We start from the raw sequence: 26,937 nt of genomic DNA, 5'->3' as shown, positions 1-26,937 counted from the left end.
CCCGCGCCGGGCAAACCGTTAGCCGAAGCTTGCCGCGTTGAGCCACAGGTGCACCAGGATGCTGGCCACGTAGCCAAGCAGGATCACCGGCGTCCAGCGAAGATGACCCATGAAGGTATACGAGCCGCGGGCCTGGCCCATGACGGCCACTCCCGCCGCCGAGCCGATCGATAGAAGACTGCCCCCGACGCCCGCGGTCAGCGTGATCAAAAGCCACTGCCCATCGGACATCGCCGGTTGCATGGTCAGTACGGCGAACATCACCGGAATGTTGTCTACTACGGCGGACACCACACCGAGCACCACGTTGGCCCAGGTCGGGTTCCAGCCGCTGTAAAGCGCTTCGGATAAAAGCCCCAGGTAGCCCATGAACCCAAGTCCGCCGACGCACATCACCACCCCATAGAAAAACAGCAGCGTGTCCCACTCGGCGCGCGCGACGCGGTTGAAAACATCGAAGGGCACCACGCTACCCAGCTGTGCGAGCTTTTTATTGTCGCCTTCGCGGCTATAGATTTCGCGCTTGCGCGCAAGCGACTTGGGGAGGCTCTTGCGCAGGTAGAAGCCGAAAAACTGCAGGTAGCCAAGGCCGGTCATCATGCCCAGTACCGGCGGCAGATCCAGCAGCGTATGGCACAAAACCGCGGTGGTGATCGTCAGCAGAAAAAGCGCGATGATGCGCCGCGCGCCGCGCTTCATGATGACCTCTTCGTAGACACTGGCGGGCTTTTGATCCTTGATGACCAGGCTCATGATCGTCGCCGGCAGCAAGAAGTTGACCAGCGCCGGCACGAACAGGATGAAGAACTCCTGGAAGGGAATGATGCCTGCCTGCCACACCATGAGTGTGGTGATGTCGCCAAAGGGGCTGAAGGCACCGCCGGCGTTGGCGGCGACCACGATATTGATACACGCCAGGTTGATGAAGCGCTTGTCGCCTTCTGCCACCTTGGTGATCACCGCGCACATCAAAAGCGCCGTGGTCAGATTGTCGGCGATCGGCGAGAGGAAAAAAGCGAGCCCGCCGGTCAGCCAGAACAGCGTGCGGTAGTTGAAGCCCTTACGCAGCATCCAGCTGCGCAGCGCATCGAACACCCGACGCTCCTCCATGGCGTTGATGTAGGTCATCGCCACCAGCAAAAAGAGCATCAGCTCGGTAAATTCCAGAAGCGTCATTCGAAACGCGTACTCGGAGGTTTCCGACAGCCCGTTTTGAACGTATACCCAGCCAATGAGTCCCCAGATGATGCCCGCTGCCACCAATACCGGCTTGGATTTGCGCATGTGGATTTTCTCTTCGGCCATGACCAGCGCGTAGGCGAGTATGAAAATTCCCAGTGCCAGAAACCCCGTCATCGAGCTGGTTAAATCGAGTTCGCCGGTGATGGCCAGAGCGCAGGGCGAGAAGATCAGCAGGGCCATCGCCCATAAAAAAAGCCAGCGGCGAGCGGGTCGCGGCTGGCGTAAGGCGTGATGTCGCATCAGCATAAGAGTGATTTCCTTATTATTAAAAGGGACTAAAAAGAGGCACTTCGAGTTTAACAACGGGGGGATTAACGCAATATGGAATAAAACCGAAAGAAGTGCGCTATCAATGGGTTTGAAACGTCTTTTTTTAGCAAATTAGTCGTTTAGAGAATGGCTGGTTTTAGCGTTTGGTGTTATGTCACGAATGCTCTTATCCATTGGTCTAAAGTACGCTTTTATTAAAGCGTATTGTTTACTGAATAAGGCCAGTTATTAAAAACCGGATCAATGCGAGCATTGCGCGCGGTTGATGGCTGGCATTCCGCCAGGGTCATGGTATTTTATGGGCATCAGAGACACCCTCTAACGACCACAACAAGCAAACTTCCTCGCAAACGCCGCTCCAGCCAAGGATATTTCATGCGCCCTCTAGCTCCTCTATTTCATCGTTCGATTACGGTTACGACCGCCTTACTGGTGTCGGGACTGATGGCGTTTTCCGCCCAGGCCGAAACGCGTATTACCTATAAGTCGTCGTCTGCCGGTACGGCCTATTATCAGATGGGCGTAGAGCTTTCCGAGGCGATTCGCGAAGGCACCAATGACGATATCGTGCTGACCCTGGAAGAGAGCCAGGGCTCGGTACAAAACGTCATGGAGGTCATGGCGCGTCAGGGCAATTACGTCTTTACGACGCCTCCGGCACTCGTCGAGCAAGCCATGGACGCCGAAGGGCCCTTCGCCAAGCGGCAAAGCCCTCGCTTTCAGGACATTCGTGGGCTCTTCCCTATTCCGTCGATCACCATGCACTTCGTCATTGCCGGGGATGACGGTGTCGCCCGCGTCGATGAGCTCGCCGGCAAGCACGTACTGATCGGCCGCGGCACCTTTGGCGCCCGGGAAGCCCAGCGCTACTTCGAACTCTTCGGCCTCGACGATGAGATTCGCCTGGCGGATGCCGCGTTGGGCAACGGTCCCGATGCGCTCAAGAACGGCCAGATCGATGCCTTCGTCACCGCCAGCTCCTTCCCCACGCCGAACGTGATCGAAACCGCTGCCAGCATGCCGATCACCCTGGTGTCGCTGACCGATGAACAGATCGAGCAGACCGGCGCGACCGCTCAGGTGATTCCAGGCGGCACCTACCCCGGCGTCAATGAAGACGTTCATACGACCTCGCTTCCGGTCATGGCCTACACCACGGCGCAGATGGACGACGACACCGCCTATACGCTGACCAAAACCTTCTGGGAACGTCGCGACGCCATGGCCGAAGAAGCCGCCTGGTGGGGCAGCATCACCCCGGCGCTGCTCGAGAACATGACCACGCCGCTGCACCCCGGCGCAATTCGCTACTACGAAGAGGCGGGCGTCGACGTTCCAGACGCGCTGCGCTGATCCTTACTCTTTCATGAATTGATTCACCACGGCGCCCCGGTTGCCGTGGTGTTTTTCATTGTCTTCGTGTATTTCATCGTCGTCGTGTTTTCAGTCGTATAGGCAAACGTCATGCAGGTTTTATCGAAAGACGCCGCGGTCGCGGCAGCGCCTCGGGCGACAGGCTGGGTAGCGCTGGGGATGGCGAGCGTCATTTTTCATCTCGGGCTCATCTTCTACGGGCTGGCCCCGGCACTGGTGAGCCGCCCGCTGCACATGGCGCTGCTGCTGCCCTGGGTGCTGATCTACATGGCGCGCAGCCGCTTTCAGTATGTGAGCGGCTGGCTGCTGACGCTTTCGGGGATAGCGGCCTGCGGCTATATCGCGCTCAACGAAACCGCACTCGCCACGCAGTATGGGTTTATCGACACGCATCTGCAGATGGCGATCGGGGTGTTTCTGATCTTCGTTGCACTCGAGGCCGCGCGCCGGGCGATCGGCTGGCCGCTACCGCTGGTCGCCTTGCTGGCGCTGCTGTACGGCGTATTTGGCGAGTACGTGCCGGGAGCCTTTGGCCACGCGGGCATTCCTCTGGCAAGCCTGGTGGGAACGCTCACCATCGCCGAGGGCGGCCTGTGGGGATCGCTGACCGGGGTGAGCGTGGGGGTAGTGGCGATCTTCGTAATCTTTGGCGCGGTATTGAACGCCGGCGAGGCGGGGCAGGGGTTCATGAACCTGGCTGGCGCCATTGCCGGACGGCTGACCGGCGGCGGAGCGAAGGTGTCGGTGATCTCCTCGGCGCTAATGGGCTCGATCTCCGGCTCCGCCTCGGCCAACGTCGCGTCTACCGGCGCGATCACCATTCCGTCGATGGTGCGGCTGGGCTATCCGCGCACACTGGCCGGGGCAGTGGAGGCGGTGGCCTCCTCCGGCGGGCAGATCATGCCGCCGCTGATGGGCGCTGGCGCCTTCGTCATGGTCGAGCTAACCGGCACCCCCTACACCCAGATCATGGCGGCGGCGGCGCTGCCTGCGTTGCTCTATTTTTTCACTGTCTGGATCGGTATCAATGCCTACGCCTCGCGCCACGATTTGAAGCCCGTGGCCAAAAGTGAGCGCCCGACAGCCAAAGAGGTATGCATTACCTCACTGTTCTTTGCCGTTCCCTTCGTGCTGCTGCTGGAGCGCATCTTCAACGGCGGCGTTACGCCTCAATACGCGGCGAGCATCGCGATCTTCGCGGGTATGGCGCTTTTGTTGTTCAACGTGAGGCTGCGCTTTTCGTTTTCGGGCTTCATTAGCCGGCTCTGTGAGGCCGCGCTCACCGCCGGGCGCCAGATCGCGATGATCGGGGCGATCATTCTCTGCGCGTCGCTGGTGATCGGCGTGCTTTCCATGACCGGGCTCGGGGTCAAGATCACCTCGGGCATCCTGTCGCTCTCTGGCGACATGCTCTGGCCGGCGCTGTTGCTCACCGCGCTCGCGTGCCTGGTGCTGGGCATGGAGGTGCCGACCACGGCCGCCTACGTCATCTGTGTCTCGGTGGCGGGGCCGGCGCTGACCTCGCTGGGACTTTCACCGCTGCTCGCGCATCTGTTCGTCTTCTGGTTCGCGCTGTTGTCCACCATTACCCCGCCGGTGTGCGGCGGCGTGTTCATCGCGGCCGGCATGGTGGGTGAAAACTGGCTCAAGGTGGCAGTCAAGGCGATGGCGCTGGGGATCGGGCTCTACATCATCCCGCTGGCCATGGTGGCCAACCCTCATATCATCGAGCTCGCCTTTACGCCCGGCGCGGCGCTGATAAGCGCGCTGAAGGTGGCCATTGGGCTTGGCATGATCTCGTTCGGCGTCATCGCCCGGCGCGCACTCTGGTGGCGGTTGGTGTTGGTGCTAGGGGGCTTGGCCGCCATCTTCCTCGTCTAGTCGCAGCGGTGATGAGGGCGGCGCCTGGGTCGTCGAGTAGATCACCCAGGTGTCCAACGCCGAGCCAAGGGCGCGCTCGATGCGCAGGGTTTGTGGTGCCTGCGAGACCACCTGCGCGGCGCACAGGCCCGCGTCCACCTCGCCGGCAAGCAAGGCGTCGGCGACGGCCGAGGTCGTGGGGAGTTCGACGATTTCGTCGAAGGCGCTCAGATCGGTGTAGTGGCGGGTGGCCGGCTGCAGCGCAAGACGCGACGGGCGCTGGACGTCGCGGCGCACGATCAGCGCCAGCGGGTGGGAGCCGGCGATGAACACGTCCACCGGGAAGGCGCGATGCATGGTACGCCCAACGCAGTCGGCGTGGCTCGAGTGCGCGGTACATTGAAGCAGGTGGCTGATGTCGCCGGCCAACAGCGCCTCGAAGGCACGCTCGAAATCCTCGAAGTAGACACATTCGCCTGTGCCGTTAGCGCGCCTGGCCAGGTAGCGTTTGGCGATCAGTGCGTGGTTGCTGCTCTCCGGCCCCAGCGTGCCCAGGCGCATGAGTGGCTCCTTGGATCGAGAAAATGGGTTTAGCCAAAGAGTGTAAAGCTCGCCGCCACGAAGCCCGCATAGCCCACCAGTAAAATGCCACCCTCGGTTCGAGACAGGCGAAGCCCCGTATAGAGAAACACCAGCAGCGCGACCGCCGAGCCAAGCATCACCCACTGATCGAATATCACCATGCGCTCGATGAGCACCAGCGGCTGCAAAAACGCCGAGACGCCCAGAATACCCAGCAGGTTGAAGATATTGCTGCCCAGGATGTTGCCCACCGCCACGTCGGCATGGCGGCGTAGCGCGGCGACCAGGGACACCGCAAGCTCCGGAAGTGACGTACCCACGGCGACGATGGTCAGCCCAATGACCGCCTCGGAAAGCCCCAGCGTCTGGGCGATACCGACGGCACCGTAGAGCAAAAACTGCGAGCCGCCGATCAACAGCGCCAATCCGCCGAGCAGGCCGAGAACGATCCAGAGGGTAGAGGTCGGCTTCTGGGCCGGTGGCTCCGGCAGTACGTTGGGCGGCTCCTGCGTGGGGGCTGTCTGGCGCTCGCTCAGGTACGCCCAGACGAGATAGCCAACGAGCCCTGCGAGGAAAAGCAGCGCATCGAGGCGGCCAAGCTCCCCGCTGGCGCCCAAAACAATAAACAAAAGGGTCGCGGCCAGCATCACCAGCCCGTCACGCTTGAGCGCCTGGCGTTTCGTGGTCAGCGGATAAATCAGCGCGCAAAGACCCAGAATCAGCATGATATTGCCGATATTACTCCCCACCACGTTGCCGATGGCGATATCCGGCTGCTGATCGAGCGCGGCGTTGATCGACACGACCAGCTCCGGTGCCGAGGTGCCAAAGCCCACGATCACAAGCCCGGTAAACAGTGCCGATACCCCCAAACGCTCGGCGCCGGCAACCGCGCTTCGTACCAGCGCCTCGCCGCCGAGGGTCAAAAGCGCAATACCGCCCAATAGACTTAACACGAAGTAGAGCATGGTGATCTCTTCACGGTGATCAGCGTCGCGCGCCATTAGTCGCTCAAATTAGCGTGAAATAAGCCGTATCGCTACGGTTATTGGCAAGCCCCTTGCTCGCTTTTTCAACGCTTCGGTCCAGGTAAAGCCGCAAGGGAGTATTGGCGTAGCCCGTTTTTATTGATATGTTATATCATTAATTATATGAGCTGTTTCTGCTCTATTCATCAGCAGGTCACACAAGGAGAGTACATGTCACTTTTAGCACGCAAGACGCTTGGAGTATTGGCCGTAGGTTCGCTAATGGTTGGCGGCTTACAAAGCGCTTACGCTCAGCAGGACGACCACGCCCACGATCATGACCACGGGCACTCACACGATCATTCCCATGAACACGCTCATGAACACGAGCACTCCCACGAGCACGGTCACGACGATTCCCACGACCATTCTCATGATCACTCTCACGACCACGACAGCGATATTTACGCCGGCTATTTCGACGACGATCAGATCGAAGACCGCCCGCTAAGCGACTGGGAAGGCGACTGGCAGTCCGTCTATCCCTATCTGCAGGATGGCTCGCTCGAACCGGTCTTCGAGAAGAAAGCCGAAAACGGTGACAAGACCGCTGAGCAGTATGCCGAATACTACGAGGTGGGTTACGAAACCGACGTCGATCGCATCGTGATCGAGGGCAACAGCGTGACGTTTTACGAGAACGGCGAAGAGCGCAGCGCCGAGTACCAGTACGACGGCTACGAAATCCTCGATTACGCAGCCGGCAACCGCGGCGTTCGTTTCATCTTCGAAACCGAAGAGGGCGATACCGACATGCCGCACTACATCCAGTTCTCGGATCACGACATCTACCCGACCGACGCGCACCATTTCCACCTGTACTGGGGCGACGATCGTGAAGCGCTGCTGGAAGAGGTCACCAACTGGCCGACCTACTACCCAAGCGAACTAGACAGTAACGGTATCGTGGAAGAGATGCTGGCGCACTGATCAAACCGCATTCGGTTCGTTTCGTCACCGCGCCCCCGGCCCATGGACCGGGGGCGTTTTTTATGGAGATTGGGCAACCCTTCAACGTTACCGATGTCTGACTCGTGCGCCTGACCCGTATTCGCCAAAGAATGCTTCATTTATCAAATGTTTGTCTCAAACGTCGTGCCCGACACTCTTTTTGCATGTAACGGAGTGCGTTTAATAATGCAGGATATGCCTGCTATTGGTAAAAAAGTGTATCATAGTGTAAACGAGGTGTGCCGTAATGACGGCCCGAAATCACGACCCCCTTGCTCGAGGCGAGCAAGCGAGCGTTAAGGGCGCTGCTTAACCTGATCGACGATCGACTGGACGAAAACACGATGTTGGAACCTCTGGTAATGTCAGCTCCTCCTGTCAGAGAGGTCAACCGTCAGGCCATTGCGGTAATGGGCGCCTGTGCAGACGGTTCGGATCTTACCATTTTGGACGTTAGCGACGAGTACACCCGGTTCTGGGGAGGCGAGCGCGACCAGTGGCTGGGGGCTTCGCCCAGGATCGTGGGCTGCGATATCGAGAACAGAAAACTCCTGCGCAAACTTTGCCGGGCGCTGGCCAAGGGTGAGTTGGGCGATGGCTATTCGCTTTCCGGGCTCGATAAAAGCAGCTGGCCGCTCTCCGCCAACCAACCGCCCATGCTCATCGAGTGGCGCGTGACGGCGATGACCATGCCCGGCTACGCCGAACGCGTGCTGGTGCTGGTGCAGCGCGACATCTCCAAGCGCGTCGAGAAAGAAGCCGAACTCGAGCGCCTGGCGACCACCGATATGTTGACCGGGCTCTACAATCGCGTGCGTTTCGACCGGCTGCTCAAGACCGAGCTTCGCCGACGCCACCGTTATGTGCGCCCGTTTTCGCTGATCATGCTGGATATCGATTTTTTCAAGGCGATTAACGACAGCCACGGCCACGATGTAGGCGACCAGGTGCTGGCGAAGCTTGGCCAGCTATTGACGCAGAACCTGCGCAAGGTCGATGTCTGCGCCCGCTGGGGCGGCGAGGAGTTCATGATTCTGGCGCCGGAAACCTCCCTCGAGCAGGCGGTCCAGCTGGCCGAGAAAATACGCTGCTGCGTGCGCCAGACCCGCTTCCCCGAGGCGGGTCAGGTGACCATCAGCCTCGGCGTGGTCGAGGCGCGGCTGAACGAATCGCAAAAGAGCGTGATGAAACGCGTCGATGACGCCCTCTACATCGCCAAGGAGCAAGGGCGCGATCGCGTCAGCTACTAGGCGACGGCTTCAAGTCGGGTCACGGTCCACGTTGAAGGGCGACCAGGCCTGGCGCACCGGCATGATCTCCAAACGGTTGATATTGATATGCGCCGGAAGCGTGGCCAGATAAAAGAGCTGCTCGGCAATGTCTTCGGCCTGAAGCGGGGTGGTGCCGCGGTAAAGCGCATCGGAGGCGGCCTGGTCGCCCTTGGTACGCACCAGCGTGAACTCGGTTTCCGCCATGCCGGGCGCCAGGTCCGTCACGCGTACGCCGGTGCCCTGCAGGTCGCAGCGCAGGTTGTAACCGAACTGCTGCACGAACGCCTTGGACGCCCCGTAAACGTGCCCACCTGGGTACGGCCACTGCCCGGCCACCGATCCCAGATTCAAAATGCTCGCACCTTCGCCGTGCTCGATCAGCTTTGGTAGCGCCGCGTGTGTGACGTTCACAAGCCCCGTGATATTGGTGTCGATCATGGTGTGCCAATCCTTGAGATCGACCTTCTGCGAAGGCTCCGGTGCCAGCGCCAACCCCGCATTATTGATCAGGCAGGTCAGCGGTAAAAACTTTTCCGGTAGATCCTTGAACGCCTGGGCCACGGCCTCGCTGTCGCGTACGTCCAGTGTGAGCGTTAGTACGTCGACCTGATCCTTGAGCTCATCTTCGAGCGCTTTCAGGCGCTCCTCGCGCCGTCCGGTCAGAATCAGCGACCAGCCAGCCTTGGCAAAACGGTAGGCGGCGGCGCGGCCAAAGCCGGAGGTGGCGCCGGTGATCAATACGCTTGGCATCAAAGACTCTCCATCGGGACGTGAACATGATCGCGCTTTAATGTAGCCGGTTTCGCGCGCGCTTGTGAAGGTTTAACCTAACTGGCGCCGCCATCGGTTCTCGATGGTATCCAGCGCCGCGGGGCCGTACGGCACTGTGCATTGGCCACTGTAATGCCCCCAAAGCTGATCGCCCAAGTCGAAATGCCACCACTCGCTCGGCAGGTTGGTGAAGCCTTGGGAACGCATGACGTGGTAGAGCAGCCGACGATTGTTCCGGGCACGGCGCTCTCGCTCATCGAGGTTGTCGCGCTCGAAATGCGCGGTATTTGAGGCGGGCACGGCCTCATCGAACAGCGTACCCATATCCAGCGGTACGCCAATATCGTCACACAGGGTGACGTCCACGGCACCACCGGTAAGGTGCGGGCTAGGGGCGGCCTGTTCGGAGCTAGGCACCGAGACGAATTCGCGGGTACGCTCGAACAGTGCGTCATCATCGAGTTCCGGGTAGCGTTGAGCGATCGCTTCCTGCAGCGTTTCAAACAGATACTGCTGCACCCTCCAAGGACGCCAACCGTCGAGCACAATCATACCCACCCCTTTTGGCAGGCTTTGAGCGGCCGCCACCAGCGCGCGGTAGACTCCCTCACGTACGAAACACTCGTTTAACGCGCCCGGAATGCCCAAACGTGAATAGGCCGGAAATACGCGAATGGGCGCCGGGGCAAGGCTCAGCGGCAGCAGGCGTTCGCCGTTATCCACGATAAATAGGTCGTTGACCCGCGGCCAGTCCGGTACTGGATCACTCGGTATGACGGAGAGGGTGGCATGAGAAAGAGGCATCGATTCATCCAAGAGCATTAGGCAGCCAGAGGGTCAGAGTGGGGAACACGATAAGCAGAACCAGTACGAAAACGGCCAGCAGTACGAATGGCCAGATGGTTTTGAACAGGGAGACGATTTCCAGCTTGCTGACGGCGGCGGCGACGAATACGCATGCCCCCAGCGGCGGGGTGATCAAGGCAATAGTGATATTAAGGGTGATGATCACTCCCAGATGAACCGGATCAATTCCCGCCATCATGGCGACCGGGGCGAAAATAGGTGTCAGCAGCATCAGCGCCGAGACCTCTTCCATGAACATGCCCGTCACGAAGGTAATCGCGCTGAGCAGCAGCAAAATGATGATCGCGTTATCCACGTAGGGAGAGAGTAGTTCGACGAATTGAGTCGGCACTTGGGCGTAGGAGAGCAGCCAGCTAATGGTGGACGAGGCCGCCATGATCAAAAAGATCGCTGAGGTGAGCCGGGCGGTATCCCGGATAGCCTGCCAGCAGTGGCGCAATCTGAGCCCTCCTAGCACCACACCACAAAGTGCCACATAAAGGGCAGTGAGGGCACCGGACTCGGTCGGCGTGACAAAGCCCAGTACGATGCCAGCAACGATAATGAACGGCGCGACGAGCGCGGGTGTGGCGGCCATGAAGGCGCTGCCAACCTCCTTGACCGACGGCAGGCGCCCACTTTTGGGTAGCCGGTGGCGCCAAGCGTACCAAGCGTTCATGCCCATGAAAGCCAGGCCCAGAATGATGCCGGGAACGACGCCGGCCAGAAACAGATCGCCCACTGAGGTGTTGGTCAGCGAGGCGTAGAGAATCATGAAAATGCTGGGCGGAATGATTGGCCCGATCAGCGAACTTCCCGCGGTGAGACCGGCGGCGAAGGCGCGCGAGTAGCCCTCTTTTTCCATTGCGGGCACCAGCAGTGACCCTAGCGCTGAGGTATCCGCCACCGCAGAGCCATTTACGCCGGCAAAGAAAACGCTCGACACCACGTTAACGTGTCCCATGCCACCACGGAGGTGGCCGACGATCAGCCGGGCGAATCCCATCAGCCGCTCGGTCAGTCCGCTTGCGTTCATCAGGTTACCGGCCAGGATGAACAGCGGAATCGCCATCAGCGAAAAGGCATCAATGCCACCGAAAAACTGTTGAGGCATCATGCGCATGATCATGGACGGATCGACGAAGAGAAACCCCGTCAGCGCTGTGACCAGCAGTGAAAGGAACAGGGGCAGTCCCAGCAGCACGTGGATCAGAAAGACCGCCAGCATGGTCAGAATCATTGTTCGTCCTCCACCGTCTTGAGCGGGGCGGGCCCATAAAGCAGTACGTGCCAAGTTAGTAGCGCGAAACCGATGGCCAGTGAAAAAAGCGGGATCGAGCGACTAATGCCCAGCCCCGACGTCTTGAACAGCCCGATCGAGGGTGACACAGCGTAGCGATAGCTGATCCAGGCTCCGCCAACCGCGACGACCAGCGTAACCACCCACTGATAAAGATTCAGCGTGCGTCCCAATGGCGAAGGCAGGCGACGCTCCAGAAGAGCGACGCGCATGTGACCGCCTTCCGACCACACCGCACCCGCGGCGAGCATTACCGTGGCGATGATCAGAAAGCGCGAGAGCTCATCGGTCCAGATCGGCGCCCCACCGAGTGCGTAGCGGGTGAGCACCCCGTAGAGAATGACCATGACATTGACCGCCAGTAAGGCGCCGGCCACGGCAAGCGTGACGAAGCGGCTGGTGGCGAGCAGGCGATGACGAAACGAAGTAGGCATACGATCGCTCCAGCGAACCATCAGAAAAAGGGCTAGCCGCGGCTAGCCCTGTCAGCGGCGGTGGCTTACTGAGTCAGCTCACCAGCGCCTGCATCCTCGAGTGCCATGTCGATCCAGCGCTGGTCGATACCGCGCTCTTCGAGCCACTCGAGATAGGCCGGTTGGCCGACGCTCCTGAAGGCTTCGAGCTCGTCGCTATTCGGGCGAATCACTTCCATGCCCGCCTCTTCGAGGTAGGCGATGCGCGATTCGACCTGGGCTTCATTGGCTTCCCGGGCGCGCTGGTTGGCTTCGGCGACGGCCTCCATGAAGGCGTCGCGAAGCTCTTCATCCCAGCCGGCGATCATGTCGCTGTTACCTACCAGAAACTGATCCGAATACTGGATATTGGCCAGGGTCAGGTAGTCCTGAACCTCGTAGAGACTCGCCAGAATGATGTACATCGGCGGATTCATCTGGCCGTTGGCGATACCAGTGCGCAGCGCCATGTAGGTTTCGGTCCAGGGAATCGGCGTGCCGGAGGCGCCAAAAGACTCGTACAGCGCTACCTGGCTTGGGTCCATGGCGCGAAAGCGTAGTCCCTCGAAGTCGCTGGGCTGGCGAATCGGACGCTCGTTGTTGGTGAAGGCCAGAAAACCGCCTTCCTCGACCACTGCCAGCATGTCTACCCCGGCGCGTTCGCTCAGCTCATCGCTGAAGGTCTGCCAGTACGCGCCTTCGTCAAAGAAATCACGCGCGGCAGCGAAATCCTCGAACAGGAAAGGAATGGCGCTGACGAAGAGTTCGTCGGCCAGTGGCGAGACGCCGGCAAAGGAGGCGATATTGAGCATGGGCGTGTTCATGGTCTGCTCCATGCGCTCTTCTTCACTACCCAGCATGCTGTTGGCGAACAGCCGCAGCTCGATCTCGTGATCGGTGCGCTCTTCCACCAACTCCTTCAGGTTGGTAGCAAATACGTGAACCGCGTTCTTTTCCGGGTCCGGTGCACCGTTGTAGCTCAGGTTGATGGTGGTGGCGGCCAGCGCAGTGTTAGCCATGGCCATTGAGCCTAGCAGGCACGCAGCGCCCAGGCGCGTCAGATTGAAACGCAACATAGGGGGTCTCCTGGTTTCCTTTGAATGGCAGGCATGCAAAGCCCACTTATCGTTATTAATGATGTGACCCGACGAGCCTAGGCATTGATGTGTTGACTATGCAATACCCAAAGTGTTGTTTTTAACGCAACAGTCGCGGCGCGCTGGCGGAAAAAAAGCGCATGCCGTGATGAAGGTGATGCAGGCAGGTATTGGCCGCCACCGACAGCTCATGGCCTTTCAGACTGACGATCTGTGCCCGGGCATCGTTCATCAACGCATACTGCATGGGAAGGGGGACGATCTCGCCGCGGCGAATTTCGTCCTCTACGGTGAGTTCCGGCATGAAGGTGACGCCAATGCCCGAGCGTACGAAGTTCTTGAGCACCGCCACCGAGTTGGTATAAAGCCGTGCCTCGAGATGAATCCGTTCATGATGCTCCACCATATTGACCATCTGGCGCATCCCGAAAGGGTTGTCCATCAACCCCAGCGGCCAGCGGCGCAAATCGTCGAGCGTAATGGGCCGTTCGAGTTCACCGAGCGGGTGATTCGGCGGCACGATCAAGTCAAGGGGTTGGCGGGTTTCCACATGGCAATACAGGGCCGGGTCCACGGGCGGGGCATATAGCAGTGCCAGATCCACCTCGTAATCCTTCAGCAGTGACATGGCCTCGTTCACCCCCGCCATGCGGATATCCACGTTGATCCCCGCAAAGGTGGTCATGAAATCGCCCAGCGGGCGGGCGATCAGATCGGCGATGAATCCCTCACCCACCGCGATACGCACGTTTCCTCGGGTCAACCCCTGAAGCGCGTTGAGCCTGGAAAGCACCGCCTCTTCCTGTGCGCGCTGGGTGTTGAAGTGTTGGGCCAACAGCAAGCCTGCCTGGGTGGCCCGCATACCGCTGCCGACGCGCTCACAGAGCTTGCTGCCCAATGACTCTTCCAGCATCTTGATCTGGCGACTCAGCGCGGAAGGATCGACGTCCAGATGCGCCGCCGCCCGACGCAGCGAGCCCCGGCGGATGACCTCGTTGAGGTAGATGAGCGCACGCTGGTTGAGCATGAGAATAACGCCATGAAGGGGGGAAAAGCGGAGCATAGTCTAGCAGAGTTCGAACCCGGCAAGGGTTGGCGCTATATGGGCCTTTCATAAAACGAGCACTATGCTTTGCCCTGGTTTACGTTTTAATCGACAATGCCGTACTCCTCAAACCACGGGACAGGACGCATGCAGGCAAACGGATTTTTCGACGAGGTAGGCGAGACCATTGGCGAGGCGATTCGCGTGGTGGTGGAGTTCTTGTTGAGTATTTTTGGCAACTTCTTTGGCGCGTTCGGCGATTTCATCGATGGCCTGACGCGCTCGCTGGGCATCAACGACTCCTTTTTCAGCATCGCCGTGCTCATCATCGGCCTGCTGATTCTGTGGGGCGGAATCAAGTCGTTTCTGCGCGGGTCGATCGTCGGCGGGATCATTCAGACGTTCATCGCGCTGTTCATTCTTTCCTGGCTGATGATGTAGCGACGAGCGGTTGAATGAAATTTATCGGCGCATGACGCATTAACATTTGCTTATTTGGTGCGTTTTGCGATCATCTGCACTCATTTGGTGCTTGAGTGAGTGCGATGAAAACCTATCTTGGCAAAATGCGCGGCGAGCCCTTCAAGCGTGCGCGGGTCGGTTGGCAGGACGCGCTCTGGTCATGGATCGGGGCATTTTGCGGCATGGCGCTGATCTGCTGGCTCAGCGCCGAGTGGCTCAGTCAGCAGCTTCTGATCGTTGGCTCCTTCGGCGCCACCTCGGTACTCATTTACGCCGCTCCCGAAAGCCCCTTCGCCCAGCCCAGCCACGTGCTGTTCGGAAGCGTATTGTCCGCGGCGGTGGGGGTGGCCTGCTATCAGCTGTTGGGCGCCACGCCGTTTTCCATGGCGCTGGCGGTGTCGCTCTCCATTCTGGTCATGCAGCTTACTCATACGGTTCATCCGCCGGGCGCGGCGGCGGCGCTGATCGCCGTCGGCGGTGGGTCGAGCGTTCACGCGCTTGGCTGGTGGTACCCGCTCGCGCCGATCGGTATGGGCTGCGTGGTGATGCTGGTAGTGGCGGTGCTGGTCAACAACCTGGCGCGCCACCGCCGCTACCCGCGCTACTGGTAATGTTAAAGGCGCTCGAGTTCTGCCTGTAGCGCGAAAATGTGCGCGTCTTCCACGTCGAGCTCGCGAAGCGCCTGGGCCAGGTTGAGCAGATAGTCACGGTTGGGGCCGCTCGGGCCCACGGCTTCATGAATATGGCGCGCCATGGTTTCGAGCGGCGCGGGGCCCAGAAACGCCGGGTTCTCCTCGGTCGCCATGTAAACGAGGCCCTGCACCTGGCCACCGTCGGCGAAATGCAGCGGCGTGACCTCGCGCAGGTAGCCGTTTTTCTCCCGGTGATCCAGCGGCGCCAGGGTTTCCTCGCTGATGCGATACGCCATGCCGTGGCACACCGCGCCTTCCACGGGAATTAGTGTGGCGACCCGCCCCGGCGCCTGTGGCGTACCGCGATGGTCGTGAGAGCCCTGCCAGAAACGCCGCTCGAAGCCTTCGATATAGGCGCTTTTGCGCTCCAGAAAGGGGAAGTCCGCCTTCCAGATCAGCGAGCCGTAGCCGAACAGCCAGATATCGCCGTTGTCGTCGAACGGGCGGCGGCTCTGGTTGACGGCGGTGGTGTCTATCAGCATGGGGCTCCCGCGATGATCATGAGAGAATGTAGCGTAAAAGCGTCATGGTAACATGACGTAAAACGCTTTTTGGGAGAGGCTCATGCGCGCGATTTTTCTGGTCGATAACGGTTCGCTCAAACCCGCCGCCGTCTTCAATCTTCGCCGCGTCGCAGCGGCTCTCGGCGACGCGTTGGGCGAGCCGGTCGAGCCGGCATCGCTGCTGCACTCGAACAAGATTCCTTTGGATGAACTCGGCGGCGAACCCGCCCGAACGCTTGGCCCCGCCGCCGAGCGCCGCGCCGAGGCGGGCGCGCGCGAGATCATCATTATCCCGTTTTTCTTCGGCGAAAGCCGAGCGCTCACCGACTACCTGCCCAAACGCATGGCCGAGCTTCAGGAGCGCTTTCCGCGGGTGAGCGTGCGCGTGGCGATGCCGTTGGTCGACGAGCGCGGCGACAACGACCTGCGCCTGGCACGGCTTCTGGCTGACAACGTGATGGAAGTAGTGCCCGATGGGGCGCCGCCGCGCGTGGCGCTGGTCGATCACGGAAGCCCGATCTTCGAAGTCACCGCGGTTCGCAACCGCTTGGCGGGCCAGCTCGGGGCGCTGTTGGGCGAGCGCGCCGCCTGCGTGGCGCCAGCCTCGATGGAGCGCCGCGACGGCGAGGCGTACCGCTTCAACGAGCCGCTTCTGGAAAACCTGCTGGAGAGCCCTGATTTTCGCGATGCCACCGTGGTGGTGGCGCTGCTGTTTCTCTCCCCGGGCCGCCACGCCGGTGAAGATGGCGACATCGCCGAGATCTGCCGCCAGGCCCAGGCGCGCCACCCGCGCCTTCGCGTCATTACCACTCGGCTGGTCGGCGAGCACAACGGCATCGTCGATATTCTGCGCACGCGTTTTCAGCAAGTGACTGATCACGGTCGGGTTCTGCTGGAGCTTGCCCCGCGCGGCGGCGAATGAGGCCGAGCCACCAGGTGTCAGATGGCCCAATAGCGCGTAGAATCGCGAGCCTTTCACGGGCACGTGCCCGCACTCATCGCCACGCATCCATCGTCAGCCAGGGTCCTCATCTTGATCGCCACCGCCAATATCACCATGCAGTTCGGGGCCAAGCCCCTGTTCGAGAACGTCTCGGTCAAATTCAACAACGGCAACCGCTACGGCTTGATCGGCGCCAACGGCTGCGGCAAGTCGACCTTCATGAAGATTCTGGGCGGTGAGCTGGAGCCCTCGTCCGGCCAGGTCATGCTCGATTCCACCACGCGGCTTGGCAAGCTGCGCCAGGACCAGTTCGCGTTTGAAAACGAGCGCGTGATCGATACCGTCGTCATGGGGAATACCGAGCTCTGGAAAGTCGCCGCCGAGCGCGAGCGCATCTACTCGATGGCCGAGATGAGCGAAGAGGATGGCATGGCCGTGGCGGATCTCGAGGTGCGCTTTGCTGAGCTCGACGGCTACACCGCCGACGCTCGCGCCGGTGAGCTGCTGCTGGGGCTGGGCATTCCGCTGGAGCAGCATTTTGGCCCCATGTCCGAGGTCGCGCCGGGCTGGAAGCTTCGTGTACTGCTTGCCCAAGCGTTGTTTTCCGACCCGGACGTGCTGCTGCTCGATGAGCCGACCAACCACCTGGACATCAACACCATCCGCTGGCTCGAGGACATTCTGAAAGCGCGCAGCAGCACCATGGTGATCATCTCCCACGACCGCCACTTTCTGAACAGCGTCTGCACCCACATGGCGGATCTGGACTACGGCGAGATCACGCTGTTCCCGGGCAACTATGACGACTACATGACCGCGGCCACCGCGGCGCGCGAGCGTCAGCACGCGGACAATGCCAAGAAGAAGGCGCAAATCGCCGAGCTTCAGCAGTTCGTTAGCCGCTTCTCCGCGAACGCCTCCAAGGCGAAGCAGGCGACCTCACGGGCGCGCCAGATCGACAAGATCAAGCTCGAGGACATCAAGCCCTCGAGCCGGGTGAGCCCGTTCATTCGTTTCGATCAGAACAAGAAGATTCACCGTAACGCGCTGGCCGTCGAGGCGATCACCAAGGGCTTTGATGCCAACAAGCCGCTGTTCGAGCGCTTTTCGATGGGCGTCGAAGCCGGCGAGCGGATCGCGATCATCGGCCCCAACGGCATCGGCAAGACGACGCTGTTGAGAACGCTGGCCGGCGATTTTGCCCCGGATAGCGGCGAAGTGAAGTGGACCGATGCTGCCGAGCTTGGCGTGTTCGCCCAGGATCACGCGGCAGATTTCGCCGAAGATGCCACGCTGTTCGAGTGGATGGGTCAGTGGACGAAAGAAGGCGAGCAGGTGGTGCGCGGCGCGCTCGGGCGGATGCTGTTTTCAAGCGACGACATCAATAAGTCGGTGAAGGTGATCTCCGGTGGCGAACAGGGCCGGATGCTGTTTGGCAAGCTGACGCTGACCAACCCCAACGTGCTACTGATGGACGAGCCCACCAACCACCTCGATATGGAGTCGATCGAGGCGCTCAACCTCGCGCTCGAAAACTACCCGGGCACGCTCATATTCGTCAGCCACGACCGCGAGTTCGTCTCAAGCCTTGCCACGCGGATCATCGACATGCAGCCGGACGGCATCGTCGATTTCAGCGGCAGCTACGACGACTACCTGCGAAGCCAGGGCCTGGTGGCTTAACGATCACGCGGTGGGCGACTTCGTCACTCAGCCGAGAATGGTCTGGTAGGTGAGCTCGGAAACCGGGTTCTGCTCGCTATCGAGAATCTGGCCGCGGAAGGTGTCGTTCATCTCCTTGGCCAGCGCCACGTAGACGTGCATCTGCTGGTTTCGGCGCCGATGCAGCGGCGGCTTGACCAGCAGGCTCACGCCGCGCACGGTACCGTTGCTTTCGCCGCTGAGAAGATCCGCCATTTCGCCCGGCGGGTAGGCGTTGGCGATGACGATCGGGTTGGAGCGCTTGTGCCCATCGATCAAAAACACCTTGCGAGCGTCATCGAAGCGCGCGTTCTTGCCCCGCAGCCACTCGGTCAGGCGCTCGTCGGTGGTGGCATCCGGGTGGGCGAAGATCACGAACAGCGCGTGCTGGCGGGTGCGCGTGGTGGCGGCGTGAGGCACGCTCGGCGTTGTACTCGAAACCTCGGACGCCCGCGCGGGCCTGGGGGGCGGCGCCACGCGGCGCGCCTTGAAGGGGCGCTGCATCGAGTCTCTTCGATACCAGAATATCCCAGCGGCCAGTACGCCCAGCAGCAGCGAAAAACCCGCCAATAAAAAGGGAAGGGAACTACTCTCCATTTTATCACCCCGAGCCTGATCCGAATGTGAGACGCCGCCACCTGTCCATGTCGATACGTCTTACTCCATAGTACCGATAAAGTAGGTGAAAATGATCGTTTTGACAGGCGCCAGCCTACAAAAAAAGCACCACGAGTGTGGTGCTTTGAATCCATCCAGCGCGTATTGAAAAGGTCAATAACCTGTTTTAAAACAGCGCTTACTGTTGACGGTCGTAACCGTTGTCCAGAAACGGGTAGTCGGTGTAGCCCTTTTCGTCACCGCCGTAGAAAGTGTCCTTGTTCGGCTCGTTGAGAGAGGCGTTCTGGCGAAAGCGCTCGACCAAGTCCGGGTTGGCGATATAGGGGCGACCAAACGCGATGAAGTCGCTATTACCGCTTTTAACCATCGCCTCGCCTTTTTCGGCGTCGTAGTGGCCGCAGTAGATGATGCTGCCGTTGAAGCGCTCGCGCATCCGCTCGCGGAAACCGTCCGGGAAGGTGTTGTCGCCACCGGCCCAGTTCGGCTCGTTGAGGTGAATGTAGGCGATTTCGCGCTTGGCCAGCTCATCGGCAAGATACAGCGCCATCTCTTCGGGCTCATCGTCGGTCAAGCCGAAGATCTCGATGAACGGCGTCAGGCGAATGCCCACGCGGTCGGCGCCGTAAACTTCGATCACCGCGTCGACCACGTCCAGCGGGAAGCGCGCGCGGTTCTCGATCGAGCCGCCGTAGCGATCAGAGCGCTGATTGGAGCCGGTGGCCAAAAACTGGTTGAGCAGATAGGCGTTGGCCGCGTGAACTTCCACCATGTCGAACCCGGCGTTTTTAGCGCGCTGAGCCGCCTGGCGGTAATCCTCGACGATGCCCGGGATCTCATCGGTTTCCAGCGCCCGCGGGGTGCTGGCTGGGTGCTGACCGGCGCTGCCGTCTTCGAACTCGACAAACGCCTGGGCGCCTTCACCCTTGAGGGCGCTCGGGGCGACCGGCTTCTGGCCGTCCGGCTGAACCATTTCGTGAGAAACACGCCCAACGTGCCAGAGCTGCAGCGCAATGCGCCCACCCTTGGCGTGCACGGCGTCGACCACGCCTTTCCAGCCGGCCTGCTGCTCATCGGTCCAGATGCCCGGGGTATAAACGTAGCCGCGGGCGGTCGGCGAGATGTTGGTCGCCTCACTAATGATCAGCCCGGCGCCGGCGCGCTGGCCGTAGTAGGCTTGCTGTAGCTCACCGGGCACGCTGTTTGGCGTGCGCGCGCGGGTCAGCGGCGCCATGATCACCCGGTTGGGAAGCGTCAGGCTGCCAAGCTGGGTCGGGGCGAGTAGCGTTTCGAACGCCATGGGCAAACTCCTTCTTGCGGATAAATAAGCGAGACCATCAACAATAGACCAGTTTACTATTGTTCGCCAGCGGACCGAAAAATCGGCCCGCCGACATCACTCAATAGCCTACAACGTGGCCCAGCACCAATCCCGCGAAGCTTAGAAGATAGACCATCGCCATGAAGGGAAGGATGGCCTTGAGCCACTGCTCATAGCTGACACGCCCCAGCGCGATCATCGCCAGCATTCCGCCGGAGGTGGGAATGATCAGGTTGGTCAGCCCATCGCCGACCTGAAAGGCGGTGATCATGAGCTGACGGCTGATGCCGACCAGATCCGCCAGGGGAATGAGAATCGGCATGGTGACCAGCGCCTGGCCGGAGCCCGAGGGCACGAACAGGTTGATCACGCCCTGGAGGACACTTGCAAGGATGGCCGTGAGCGCGGCGGGTACGCCGCTCAAAAGCCCGCTCAGCCCAAAAACGATGGTGTCGATGATCGACGCCTCGTTGAGGATGACCTGAATCGACGCCGCCAGGCCAATGACCATCGCCCCGGCAGTGACGCTCGAGGCGCCTTCGATCAAGCGCGCAACGATGCCGTTGGGCGATAGCCCGTTCAGCGCCCCGATCACGATCGCCATCAACAGAAACATGGCGGCGATTTCGTTGATGTACCAGCCGCGGGTGAACACGCCGTAAAGCATGACCGCAAGCCCGCCGACGAAGGCCGCAAGCGTTGCCAGGTTGCGCCGGCTCAGCGTGTACTCATTCAGAGGGCGGCTCATGCCCGCGGCGTCCGGCGACTCCTTGAACGGCATGGGCACCACGTGCTTACAGATATAGAGCGCCAACAGGCTGAGCGAACACAGCAGCAAAAGCGTGCGCAGCCAGGCGCCGGAAAAGGTCGGAAGCTCGGCGATGCCCTGCGCCACGCCCACCGTGTAGGGGTTGATCGGCGACAGCGCAAACCCCACGCCGATACCGCCCACCGCCATGGTGGTACCGACCAGGCTCGAACAGCCGATGGCGCTGGCGATCAGCACCGCGATCGGCACCAGCGCGATGTTGTTCTCATAGCCCACGGCGACGCCAAAAAAGCCGTAGATGAAGGTACCCACGGTAATGATCAGGTTGCGCCGGTGAACGCCGACCTTGTTCACCGCCACGCCGATAGCGTTTTCCAGCGCCCCGGTCTTTTGCAGAATATGAAAGAGCCCGCCGGCGATGAACACGATGAACAGATACTGTGAGGCGTTGATCAGCCCCTGAGGAATGGCCACGAAGATATCGAAAGGCGCGATCGCGGCAACATCGTCCAAATAGCGAAACGACTCCGGTACCACCAGGGTACGGCCGGCCTCGGTCACGCGTTCGAACTCCCCGGCGGGAATGACGAAGGTTAGCAGATAGGTCGCGACCAGAATGATGAAGATCAGGACCATGGGATCCGGCACCGTGCGGTACCAGGGGCTTGGCTTATCAGGAGTGGGAGCGGGCGTCATGAGGGGCCTTTTCGCGGGTGTCGTGTAAGGCGGCCGATCGACTCGGGCGCCGGGCGAAGAAGGCGTATCTTACCAGTGGCCGCTAGCGTGGAATCAAGATGACCAGAACCAGCGCTTTTTGGGTGCCGGCGCCGCCGCGCTCAAAAGTGCGGCGTTAAGGGTAAGGACGATGGCGCCGAGCTGGCGATGACAAAACGCGCTGCTCAAAACGCCGGGGCACTGTTTGAGCAGCAGCTCGCACTGGTTTGCGGCCAGGCAGAGCCTGGTGTGGGCCTCGGGCGGGAGCGTCGATTTGGCCGTTTCGCTAACGCGGGCAAGCTCGCCGGCGAGCATCGAAAGCGTGCCGGTATCGAGCCAGCAGGGCAGCGGGTCCTCAAGGCGCGGGGCGATCGAGTGCTGCATCGCTTCAAAAGAAGTGCGCAGCAACAAAACGCTCTGGCGAAGCTGGCGCTGATCCCTGGGTACACTCCACCGTTTCATGCGGGCTCTCCTGCGGGCGACTCGGTTAAATTAAAATGTTTCTCATTTGTATTTATGCGAGACGATAGCGTGTGCCCGTCATCGTGTCAATGACGGGGCGGGGGAGTCATGCGCCGCTTCAAGCCGTCAGCAGATAGACGCCTTGAATCAAATAGAACGCGCCGATGGCGGTCACGATCCAGCGCGTCCAGGCGCGGAAGTTGGCGTCGGTCAAGCGGTGCAGAATACGCGTGCCGGTTTGGGTGCCTAACAGTGCAAAGGGGGCGGCCAGCGCCACCATGGCCCAGTCGCCGGCGCCGAGGGCGAGCGCCGAGCCGAGATAAAACAGAATCTTGATGCTGTGGGCGACGACCTGAATCATCGCCTTGGTGGCCACCACCTGGCGGCGGTCCATGTCCGAGCGCACGAAGAAGATGTCGATCAAGGGCCCGGAAACGCCGGCGGCGATGGTGAGCCCGCCGGAGGCCAGCCCGCACGCGAGCGCGTGGCTTGCGCGGTTGGCGTTGAGCGCGAACCAGCGCTTGGGTACCCAGACCAGAATCGGTAAAAGCCCGATCAAAATCGATACCGTGGCGGCGTCGGGGCTGTAGTCGAATAACAGCAGCAGCCCCGCCGCGCCGGCCACGCCGCCGGCCATCAGCGCCACCACTCGCCAGTTAATGAAGCGCCGGGAAAGCCACGCGCGCGAGGCGTTGGCGGTGAGCTGAATCACCCCGTGCACCGCCATAGCGGAGGCCGCGGGAAAGATCAGCAGCAAAAACCAGAGCAGTACCAGCCCGCCGGCCATGCCGAAAATGCCGGATAGAAGCGACGTACAAAAGACCACGCCGACGAAGAGGGCGCCGATCAAAACGGCCATGCAGACTCCTTAGCGGCAAAAAGGCCATACCTGGTAGAACTTGCGGCACTGAAACTCTGCCTCGCAGGCGTTGAGTTGGGACTGGTAGCGCCCCGCGCGGCTCGCGACCTGACGCCCGGCGCGCAGTACGTGGGGTTTATTGCGATAGGTGCCGCGCTGATAGCCGCCGGCGCCTTCGTGGTAGGCGTAGTAAAGATGCTCCGGGTTTTGCAGCGAGATGCCGGTTTGCGCGCGGGTGCGGGCGTTGTACCAGCCAATGAAGTCCGTGGCATGCTTCATGTGGGTACGCCGGGCAAAGAGGCTGCCGGCCTGATCGCGGTACTCGCCCCACACCGGGTCCTGGGCCTGGGCGTAGCCCTTGGCCGACGAGGGCCGAGGGCCGGGAATGAAGCCGAGATAGTACTTGCGGTCCGGGCGCACGTGGCTTCGAAACGAGGACTCCTGCTGAATGAAGGACATTTGCGTGGCGATCGGCGTACCCCACTGATTTTCCGAGTCGCGGGCGTAGTCGTACCAGCTTGGCTGCTCGCGAAAGATCTCGCACACGTTGCTCTGATCCTGCGGCGGGCTGGGGGCGAACGCCGCGCAGCCTGAAAGCGTAAGCAGCGCGCAAAGTGCCCAAAGGGGGCGCGCGTAAGCGTCGCTCATTGTACGTAAATGACGCATGGCGTCTCCTGTTCGATCCCTGATGTTATCGTTTCTCTGGCGTGTTGGATTGGCGCAGCAGCGCGGCCAGGTGGTGGCGCAGGCGCTGAACTTCGCGGCTCAGCGTATCGCCGGAGAGCATGCCCACCCCCATGACCAGCCCCGAGCGGGCATCATTTGGCGCACACACCGGGCTAAGCGGGCGCACGATGAGGTGCTCTCTCAAAAGCGCCTGAGCGATGGCGACGTCGTCCACCCCGGGCTCGAACTCCACGCACAGGCTGATGGTGCTGCTCGGCGGTGAGACGCGCTTGACCCGGGGCAGGCGCTCAAGCTGGTCGTGCAGCACCTGCTGGCGGCCCAGATAGTCGCGCTGAATGCGTCGGCACCAGCTGTCCAGGTCGCCGTCGAATATGAACTGGGCGAGCACCGCCTGGTCTAGCATGCGGCCTTCGCGAAAAAGCTCGCTTCTCAGCCGGTTCATCGGCTCTGCCAGGTGGTGTGGCACTACCAGATAGCCCAGGCGCAGGCCCGGAAACATCATCTTGGAAAACGAGCCTACCAGCAAATGGCGCGACGAGCCGGGATCGAACAGAAGCTCGGTGTGATCATCCCTGGTGAACTCGTAGTCGTCCTCCACCACGTAGGCGGGCTGGAGCGCTTCACAAAACGCGCGCTTGTGCCGGGCGCTGGCAGGCATGCTCAGCGGGTAGTGGTGCGAGCCGGTCAGGTACGCCAGCGCCACCGGCCCGCCCGGGCGCTCCAAACGATAGCCGTCGTTTGGGTGCCAAGCACGCATGTCGACGGCAAGTCCTGCGGCGGTGAAGATGTTGCGCGCGCCCCAGTAGCAGGGCGACTCCATCGCGACGGTGTCGCCGACGTCGGTCAGCGCCATGGCGCACAGCTCGATGCCGTTGTGGGTACCGTCGGTAATGATGATCTGATCCACGTCGCAGTCGATGTTGCGCCAGCGCGCGAGAAAATCGCGAATCGCGCGCTTGAGCGGCCCGTACCCGCCGGTGGAGTAGGAGAGCAGCAGCGCGTTCTGCGCCACCGTGACGCTGCCATAGAGCTGGCGCCAGCGGCGCATCGGAAAGCGGGCGATGTCAGGAATGCCGGGCATGAAGGCGCCGCTTTGAATACGGCTCGACCCGGGGGCGCCGAGCACCTGACGGGCGCGCCGGGAAAGCGGTGCGGAAAGCGGATTGGGAGTTGGCGCCAACGGCGGCTTGCGCACCCAGGTGCCCTGGCCGTGAGCGGTCTTCAATAACGCTTCGCCGCGCAGCGTCTCGATCGCCTGAGCCATGGTCTGGCGTGCGCAGCCGGCGGCCTCAGAAAGCGCCCGGTGCGAGGGCAAGCGGCTGCCCTGGCTCCAGCGCTGGGTAATGGCCAGGCGCAGCGCCTGCTCGATGCGCACCTGTTTGTTGAGCCGCCCGGGCTGGGCCTGGTAGAGCTCGGCAAACTGCTCGAGCATTTCCTGGACGGTCATGGACGCTCCTTCAACGCTTTTATCCAACGCGCTATGTCACCAACAAATCAGAACGTTATCACACGTTCGATAAAAGTGGTCTAGTCCAACCGTGCAATGGTCCATTCGCTTGGGTGGTTTTGCCTGCTAGCGTGTACTAAAGAGCGCTCCCTCGCCGAATGGGCGGGGGCGCCCTGTCATAACAATGCGCCACGCTCACACAACAACCAATCACTCCTGGGAAGATACCATCATGACGACATCAACTCCTGAACAGGCAAAGCTTGTTCGCGTGTTGGCACGCGGGGACGTGCTGGCACTGGCCTTCGGGGCCATGATCGGGTGGGGCTGGATCGTACTGACCGGCACCGCCATTCAATCCGCCGGTAGTCTCGGCGCCATTCTGGCCTTCATCGTGGGCGGCATCGCGATTCTGCTGGTGGGCCTGACCTACGCCGAGCTCGCCTCGGCGATGCCGAAAGTCGGCGGCGAACACGTTTACAGCTACCGGGCACTGGGCCACGGCGCCTCGTTTCTGTGTACCTGGGCGATCATTCTGGGCTATTTGAGCGTGGTGGCGTTCGAAGCCGTGGCGCTGCCGACGGTGGTCGAATACATCGCGCCCAACTACGCCGTGGGCCATCTGTGGACCATTGCCGGTTGGGAAGTGAAGGCGACCTGGGTGGCGGTCGGCGTGGGCGGCTCGCTCATCATGATGATGGTCAACTACTTCGGCGTGACCACCGCCGCGCTTTTGCAGAAAGTCGTCACCGGGCTGATTCTGGTGGTGGGTGTGATGTTCATCACCGGCGCGCTTTTCGAGGGCAACACCGCCAATATGACGCCGCTGTTCGCTTCCGGCGAGGCAGGTATGGCCGCGGGTATCATGGCCGTGCTGGTCATGGTGCCGTTTCTGTTCGTCGGCTTCGACGTCATCCCCCAGGCCGCCGAAGAGATCAACCTGCCCTACAAGGCGATCGGTAAGGTACTGATGCTTTCCGTGCTGCTGGCCGTGGCCTGGTACTCGCTGATCATTCTGGGCACCAGCCTGATGCTTGATAGCGCAGCACTCGAAAACGCGAGTTTGACCGTGCCGGAAGCCATGGGTGTGCTGTTTGACGCCGACTGGGCGAGCAATTTGATGGTCCTGGCCGGCATCGCGGGCATCATTACCAGCTGGAACGCCTTCTACATCGGCGGCTCGCGGGCGATCTACGCCCTGGCCTCCGCCGGCATGCTGCCCCAGACCTTTGCCAAGCTGCACCCGCGCTACAAGACGCCGACCAACGCCGTCTTTCTGATGGGTTTTCTCTCCTGCATCGCGCCGTTTTTCGGTCGCCCGGCGCTGGTGTGGATCGTCGATGCCGGTGGTTTGGGCATCGTCATCGCCTACCTGTTCGTCGCGATCTCTTTCATCGTGCTACGGGTGCGCGAGCCGGACATGCCGCGCCCGTTTCGCGTGAGCTTCGGCATGCCCTGCGGCGTGGCCGCCGTGCTGATGTCACTCGCCATGGCGTTTCTTTACCTGCCGGGCAGCCCCGCCGCGCTCACCGGCGCCGAGTGGATCATTTTTGCCGGCTGGTCGGTTCTAGGGCTGGCGCTGTACGTCTATTCGCTGCGCACCTATGGGCGCGCCTACAGCGACCGTCACATGTTGGACGACTTGTAACGTTTCATTCATTCAGGAGCACTTC

General features: G+C 61.2%; 26 protein-coding genes. 9 read left to right on the top strand and 17 right to left on the bottom strand.

The annotated features are described in order from the left end of the window. Positions 1 to 18: 18 nt before the first annotated feature. Entirely contained in the window at positions 19 to 1,488 is a 1,470-nt protein-coding gene (gene nhaD / locus RN346_RS15435) for a sodium:proton antiporter NhaD (protein ID WP_263585930.1), read from the bottom strand. Positions 1,489 to 1,887: 399 nt separating this feature from the next. Here nhaD and RN346_RS15430 point away from each other — a divergent pair, with 399 nt between their 5' ends. Together RN346_RS15430 and RN346_RS15425 are read left to right on the top strand one after the other, a co-directional pair. Further along, on the top strand, positions 1,888 to 2,865 hold the full coding sequence (locus tag RN346_RS15430) for a TAXI family TRAP transporter solute-binding subunit (RefSeq protein ID WP_263585931.1): 978 nt from the start codon (positions 1,888 to 1,890) through the stop codon (positions 2,863 to 2,865). Positions 2,866 to 2,976: 111 nt separating this feature from the next. Further along, positions 2,977 to 4,767, top strand: a complete 1,791-nt coding sequence (locus tag RN346_RS15425; RefSeq protein WP_311961643.1) for a TRAP transporter fused permease subunit — start codon at positions 2,977 to 2,979, stop codon at positions 4,765 to 4,767. Here the strand turns inward: RN346_RS15425 and RN346_RS15420 are convergent. Beyond that, positions 4,735 to 5,307, bottom strand: a complete 573-nt coding sequence (locus tag RN346_RS15420; protein WP_311961642.1) for a hypothetical protein — start codon at positions 5,305 to 5,307, stop codon at positions 4,735 to 4,737. The two genes, RN346_RS15425 and RN346_RS15420, sit on opposite strands and share 33 nt — an antisense overlap. Before the next feature lie 29 nt (positions 5,308 to 5,336). Further along, positions 5,337 to 6,332: a calcium/sodium antiporter gene (locus RN346_RS15415; protein WP_409335773.1), complete on the bottom strand. Its 996-nt coding sequence runs from the start codon at positions 6,330 to 6,332 to the stop codon at positions 5,337 to 5,339. 195 nt (positions 6,333 to 6,527) lie between these two features. Between RN346_RS15415 and RN346_RS15410 the strand changes: the two genes are divergently transcribed. Together RN346_RS15410 and RN346_RS15405 are read left to right on the top strand one after the other, a co-directional pair. Continuing rightward, entirely contained in the window at positions 6,528 to 7,286 is a 759-nt protein-coding gene (locus tag RN346_RS15410; RefSeq protein WP_311961641.1) for a metal-binding protein ZinT, read from the top strand. A gap of 383 nt (positions 7,287 to 7,669) precedes the next feature. Further along, complete coding sequence (locus RN346_RS15405; RefSeq protein WP_263585935.1) at positions 7,670 to 8,557, top strand: GGDEF domain-containing protein; 888 nt, start codon at positions 7,670 to 7,672, stop codon at positions 8,555 to 8,557. Between the two features lie 9 nt (positions 8,558 to 8,566). On the opposite strand, the gene RN346_RS15400 is transcribed toward RN346_RS15405, so the two are convergent. From RN346_RS15400 to RN346_RS15375, 6 genes are all read right to left on the bottom strand, one after another. Further along, positions 8,567 to 9,328, bottom strand: coding sequence for an SDR family NAD(P)-dependent oxidoreductase (locus tag RN346_RS15400; RefSeq protein WP_263585936.1), 762 nt, complete (start codon positions 9,326 to 9,328; stop codon positions 8,567 to 8,569). Positions 9,329 to 9,400: 72 nt separating this feature from the next. Beyond that, positions 9,401 to 10,153 carry a M15 family metallopeptidase gene (locus tag RN346_RS15395; RefSeq protein ID WP_311961640.1) on the bottom strand — a complete coding sequence of 251 codons (753 nt, stop codon included), beginning with the start codon at positions 10,151 to 10,153 and terminating at the stop codon, positions 9,401 to 9,403. A gap of 4 nt (positions 10,154 to 10,157) precedes the next feature. Continuing rightward, positions 10,158 to 11,435 (bottom strand): TRAP transporter large permease, encoded by a 1,278-nt coding sequence (locus RN346_RS15390; RefSeq protein ID WP_311961639.1) that lies wholly within the window; start codon positions 11,433 to 11,435, stop codon positions 10,158 to 10,160. Beyond that, the gene (locus RN346_RS15385) at positions 11,432 to 11,929 is read right to left on the bottom strand and encodes a TRAP transporter small permease (RefSeq protein ID WP_311961638.1); all 498 of its coding nucleotides are present in this window, start codon (positions 11,927 to 11,929) and stop codon (positions 11,432 to 11,434) included. The genes RN346_RS15390 and RN346_RS15385 overlap by 4 nt, the downstream gene beginning before the upstream one ends. 65 nt (positions 11,930 to 11,994) lie before the next feature. Beyond that, positions 11,995 to 13,023 carry a TRAP transporter substrate-binding protein DctP gene (gene dctP / locus RN346_RS15380; protein WP_311961637.1) on the bottom strand — a complete coding sequence of 343 codons (1,029 nt, stop codon included), beginning with the start codon at positions 13,021 to 13,023 and terminating at the stop codon, positions 11,995 to 11,997. Between the two features lie 121 nt (positions 13,024 to 13,144). Further along, positions 13,145 to 14,071 (bottom strand): LysR family transcriptional regulator, encoded by a 927-nt coding sequence (locus RN346_RS15375; RefSeq protein ID WP_311961636.1) that lies wholly within the window; start codon positions 14,069 to 14,071, stop codon positions 13,145 to 13,147. Between the two features lie 165 nt (positions 14,072 to 14,236). On the opposite strand from RN346_RS15375, the gene RN346_RS15370 reads away from it, so the two are divergent. Beyond that, a complete protein-coding gene (locus tag RN346_RS15370) occupies positions 14,237 to 14,530 on the top strand; it encodes a hypothetical protein (protein ID WP_263585937.1) in 294 nt (97 codons plus the stop codon). Positions 14,531 to 14,634: 104 nt separating this feature from the next. After that, entirely contained in the window at positions 14,635 to 15,162 is a 528-nt protein-coding gene (locus tag RN346_RS15365) for an HPP family protein (protein WP_263585938.1), read from the top strand. Positions 15,163 to 15,164: 2 nt separating this feature from the next. On the opposite strand, the gene RN346_RS15360 is transcribed toward RN346_RS15365, so the two are convergent. After that, entirely contained in the window at positions 15,165 to 15,725 is a 561-nt protein-coding gene (locus RN346_RS15360) for a gamma-glutamylcyclotransferase (RefSeq protein WP_311961635.1), read from the bottom strand. 82 nt (positions 15,726 to 15,807) lie between these two features. Here RN346_RS15360 and RN346_RS15355 point away from each other — a divergent pair, with 82 nt between their 5' ends. Together RN346_RS15355 and RN346_RS15350 are read left to right on the top strand one after the other, a co-directional pair. Continuing rightward, the gene (locus RN346_RS15355) at positions 15,808 to 16,668 is read left to right on the top strand and encodes a CbiX/SirB N-terminal domain-containing protein (protein WP_311961634.1); all 861 of its coding nucleotides are present in this window, start codon (positions 15,808 to 15,810) and stop codon (positions 16,666 to 16,668) included. Positions 16,669 to 16,779: 111 nt separating this feature from the next. Then, positions 16,780 to 18,372 (top strand): ABC-F family ATPase, encoded by a 1,593-nt coding sequence (locus RN346_RS15350; protein WP_311961633.1) that lies wholly within the window; start codon positions 16,780 to 16,782, stop codon positions 18,370 to 18,372. Positions 18,373 to 18,399: 27 nt separating this feature from the next. Here RN346_RS15350 and RN346_RS15345 read toward each other — a convergent pair whose 3' ends face one another. The 7 genes from RN346_RS15345 to RN346_RS15315 all read right to left on the bottom strand — a co-directional run bounded on the left by RN346_RS15345 (position 18,400) and on the right by RN346_RS15315 (position 25,264). Beyond that, positions 18,400 to 18,987, bottom strand: a complete 588-nt coding sequence (locus tag RN346_RS15345) for a cell division protein ZipA C-terminal FtsZ-binding domain-containing protein (protein ID WP_311961632.1) — start codon at positions 18,985 to 18,987, stop codon at positions 18,400 to 18,402. Between the two features lie 199 nt (positions 18,988 to 19,186). Then, entirely contained in the window at positions 19,187 to 20,305 is a 1,119-nt protein-coding gene (locus RN346_RS15340) for an alkene reductase (RefSeq protein ID WP_311958847.1), read from the bottom strand. Positions 20,306 to 20,405: 100 nt separating this feature from the next. Next, a complete protein-coding gene (locus RN346_RS15335; RefSeq protein WP_311961631.1) occupies positions 20,406 to 21,791 on the bottom strand; it encodes an AbgT family transporter in 1,386 nt (461 codons plus the stop codon). A 93-nt stretch (positions 21,792 to 21,884) separates the two neighbouring features. Beyond that, a complete protein-coding gene (locus RN346_RS15330; RefSeq protein WP_263585957.1) occupies positions 21,885 to 22,271 on the bottom strand; it encodes a hypothetical protein in 387 nt (128 codons plus the stop codon). 118 nt (positions 22,272 to 22,389) lie between these two features. After that, positions 22,390 to 23,130, bottom strand: coding sequence for a sulfite exporter TauE/SafE family protein (locus tag RN346_RS15325; RefSeq protein ID WP_263585958.1), 741 nt, complete (start codon positions 23,128 to 23,130; stop codon positions 22,390 to 22,392). A gap of 9 nt (positions 23,131 to 23,139) precedes the next feature. After that, positions 23,140 to 23,796, bottom strand: a complete 657-nt coding sequence (locus RN346_RS15320; protein ID WP_263585959.1) for a lysozyme-like domain containing protein — start codon at positions 23,794 to 23,796, stop codon at positions 23,140 to 23,142. A gap of 25 nt (positions 23,797 to 23,821) precedes the next feature. Next, positions 23,822 to 25,264: a PLP-dependent aminotransferase family protein gene (locus RN346_RS15315; RefSeq protein ID WP_311961630.1), complete on the bottom strand. Its 1,443-nt coding sequence runs from the start codon at positions 25,262 to 25,264 to the stop codon at positions 23,822 to 23,824. Between the two features lie 232 nt (positions 25,265 to 25,496). Here RN346_RS15315 and RN346_RS15310 point away from each other — a divergent pair, with 232 nt between their 5' ends. Further along, positions 25,497 to 26,912: an APC family permease gene (locus RN346_RS15310; protein ID WP_263585961.1), complete on the top strand. Its 1,416-nt coding sequence runs from the start codon at positions 25,497 to 25,499 to the stop codon at positions 26,910 to 26,912. The last annotated feature ends 25 nt before the right edge of the window (positions 26,913 to 26,937 follow it).

Origin of the sequence: Halomonas sp. PAMB 3232 (assembly GCF_031954225.1) — a bacterium.
Classification (GTDB): domain Bacteria; phylum Pseudomonadota; class Gammaproteobacteria; order Pseudomonadales; family Halomonadaceae; genus Vreelandella.
This window is presented reverse-complemented; position numbering and strand designations above follow the sequence as displayed.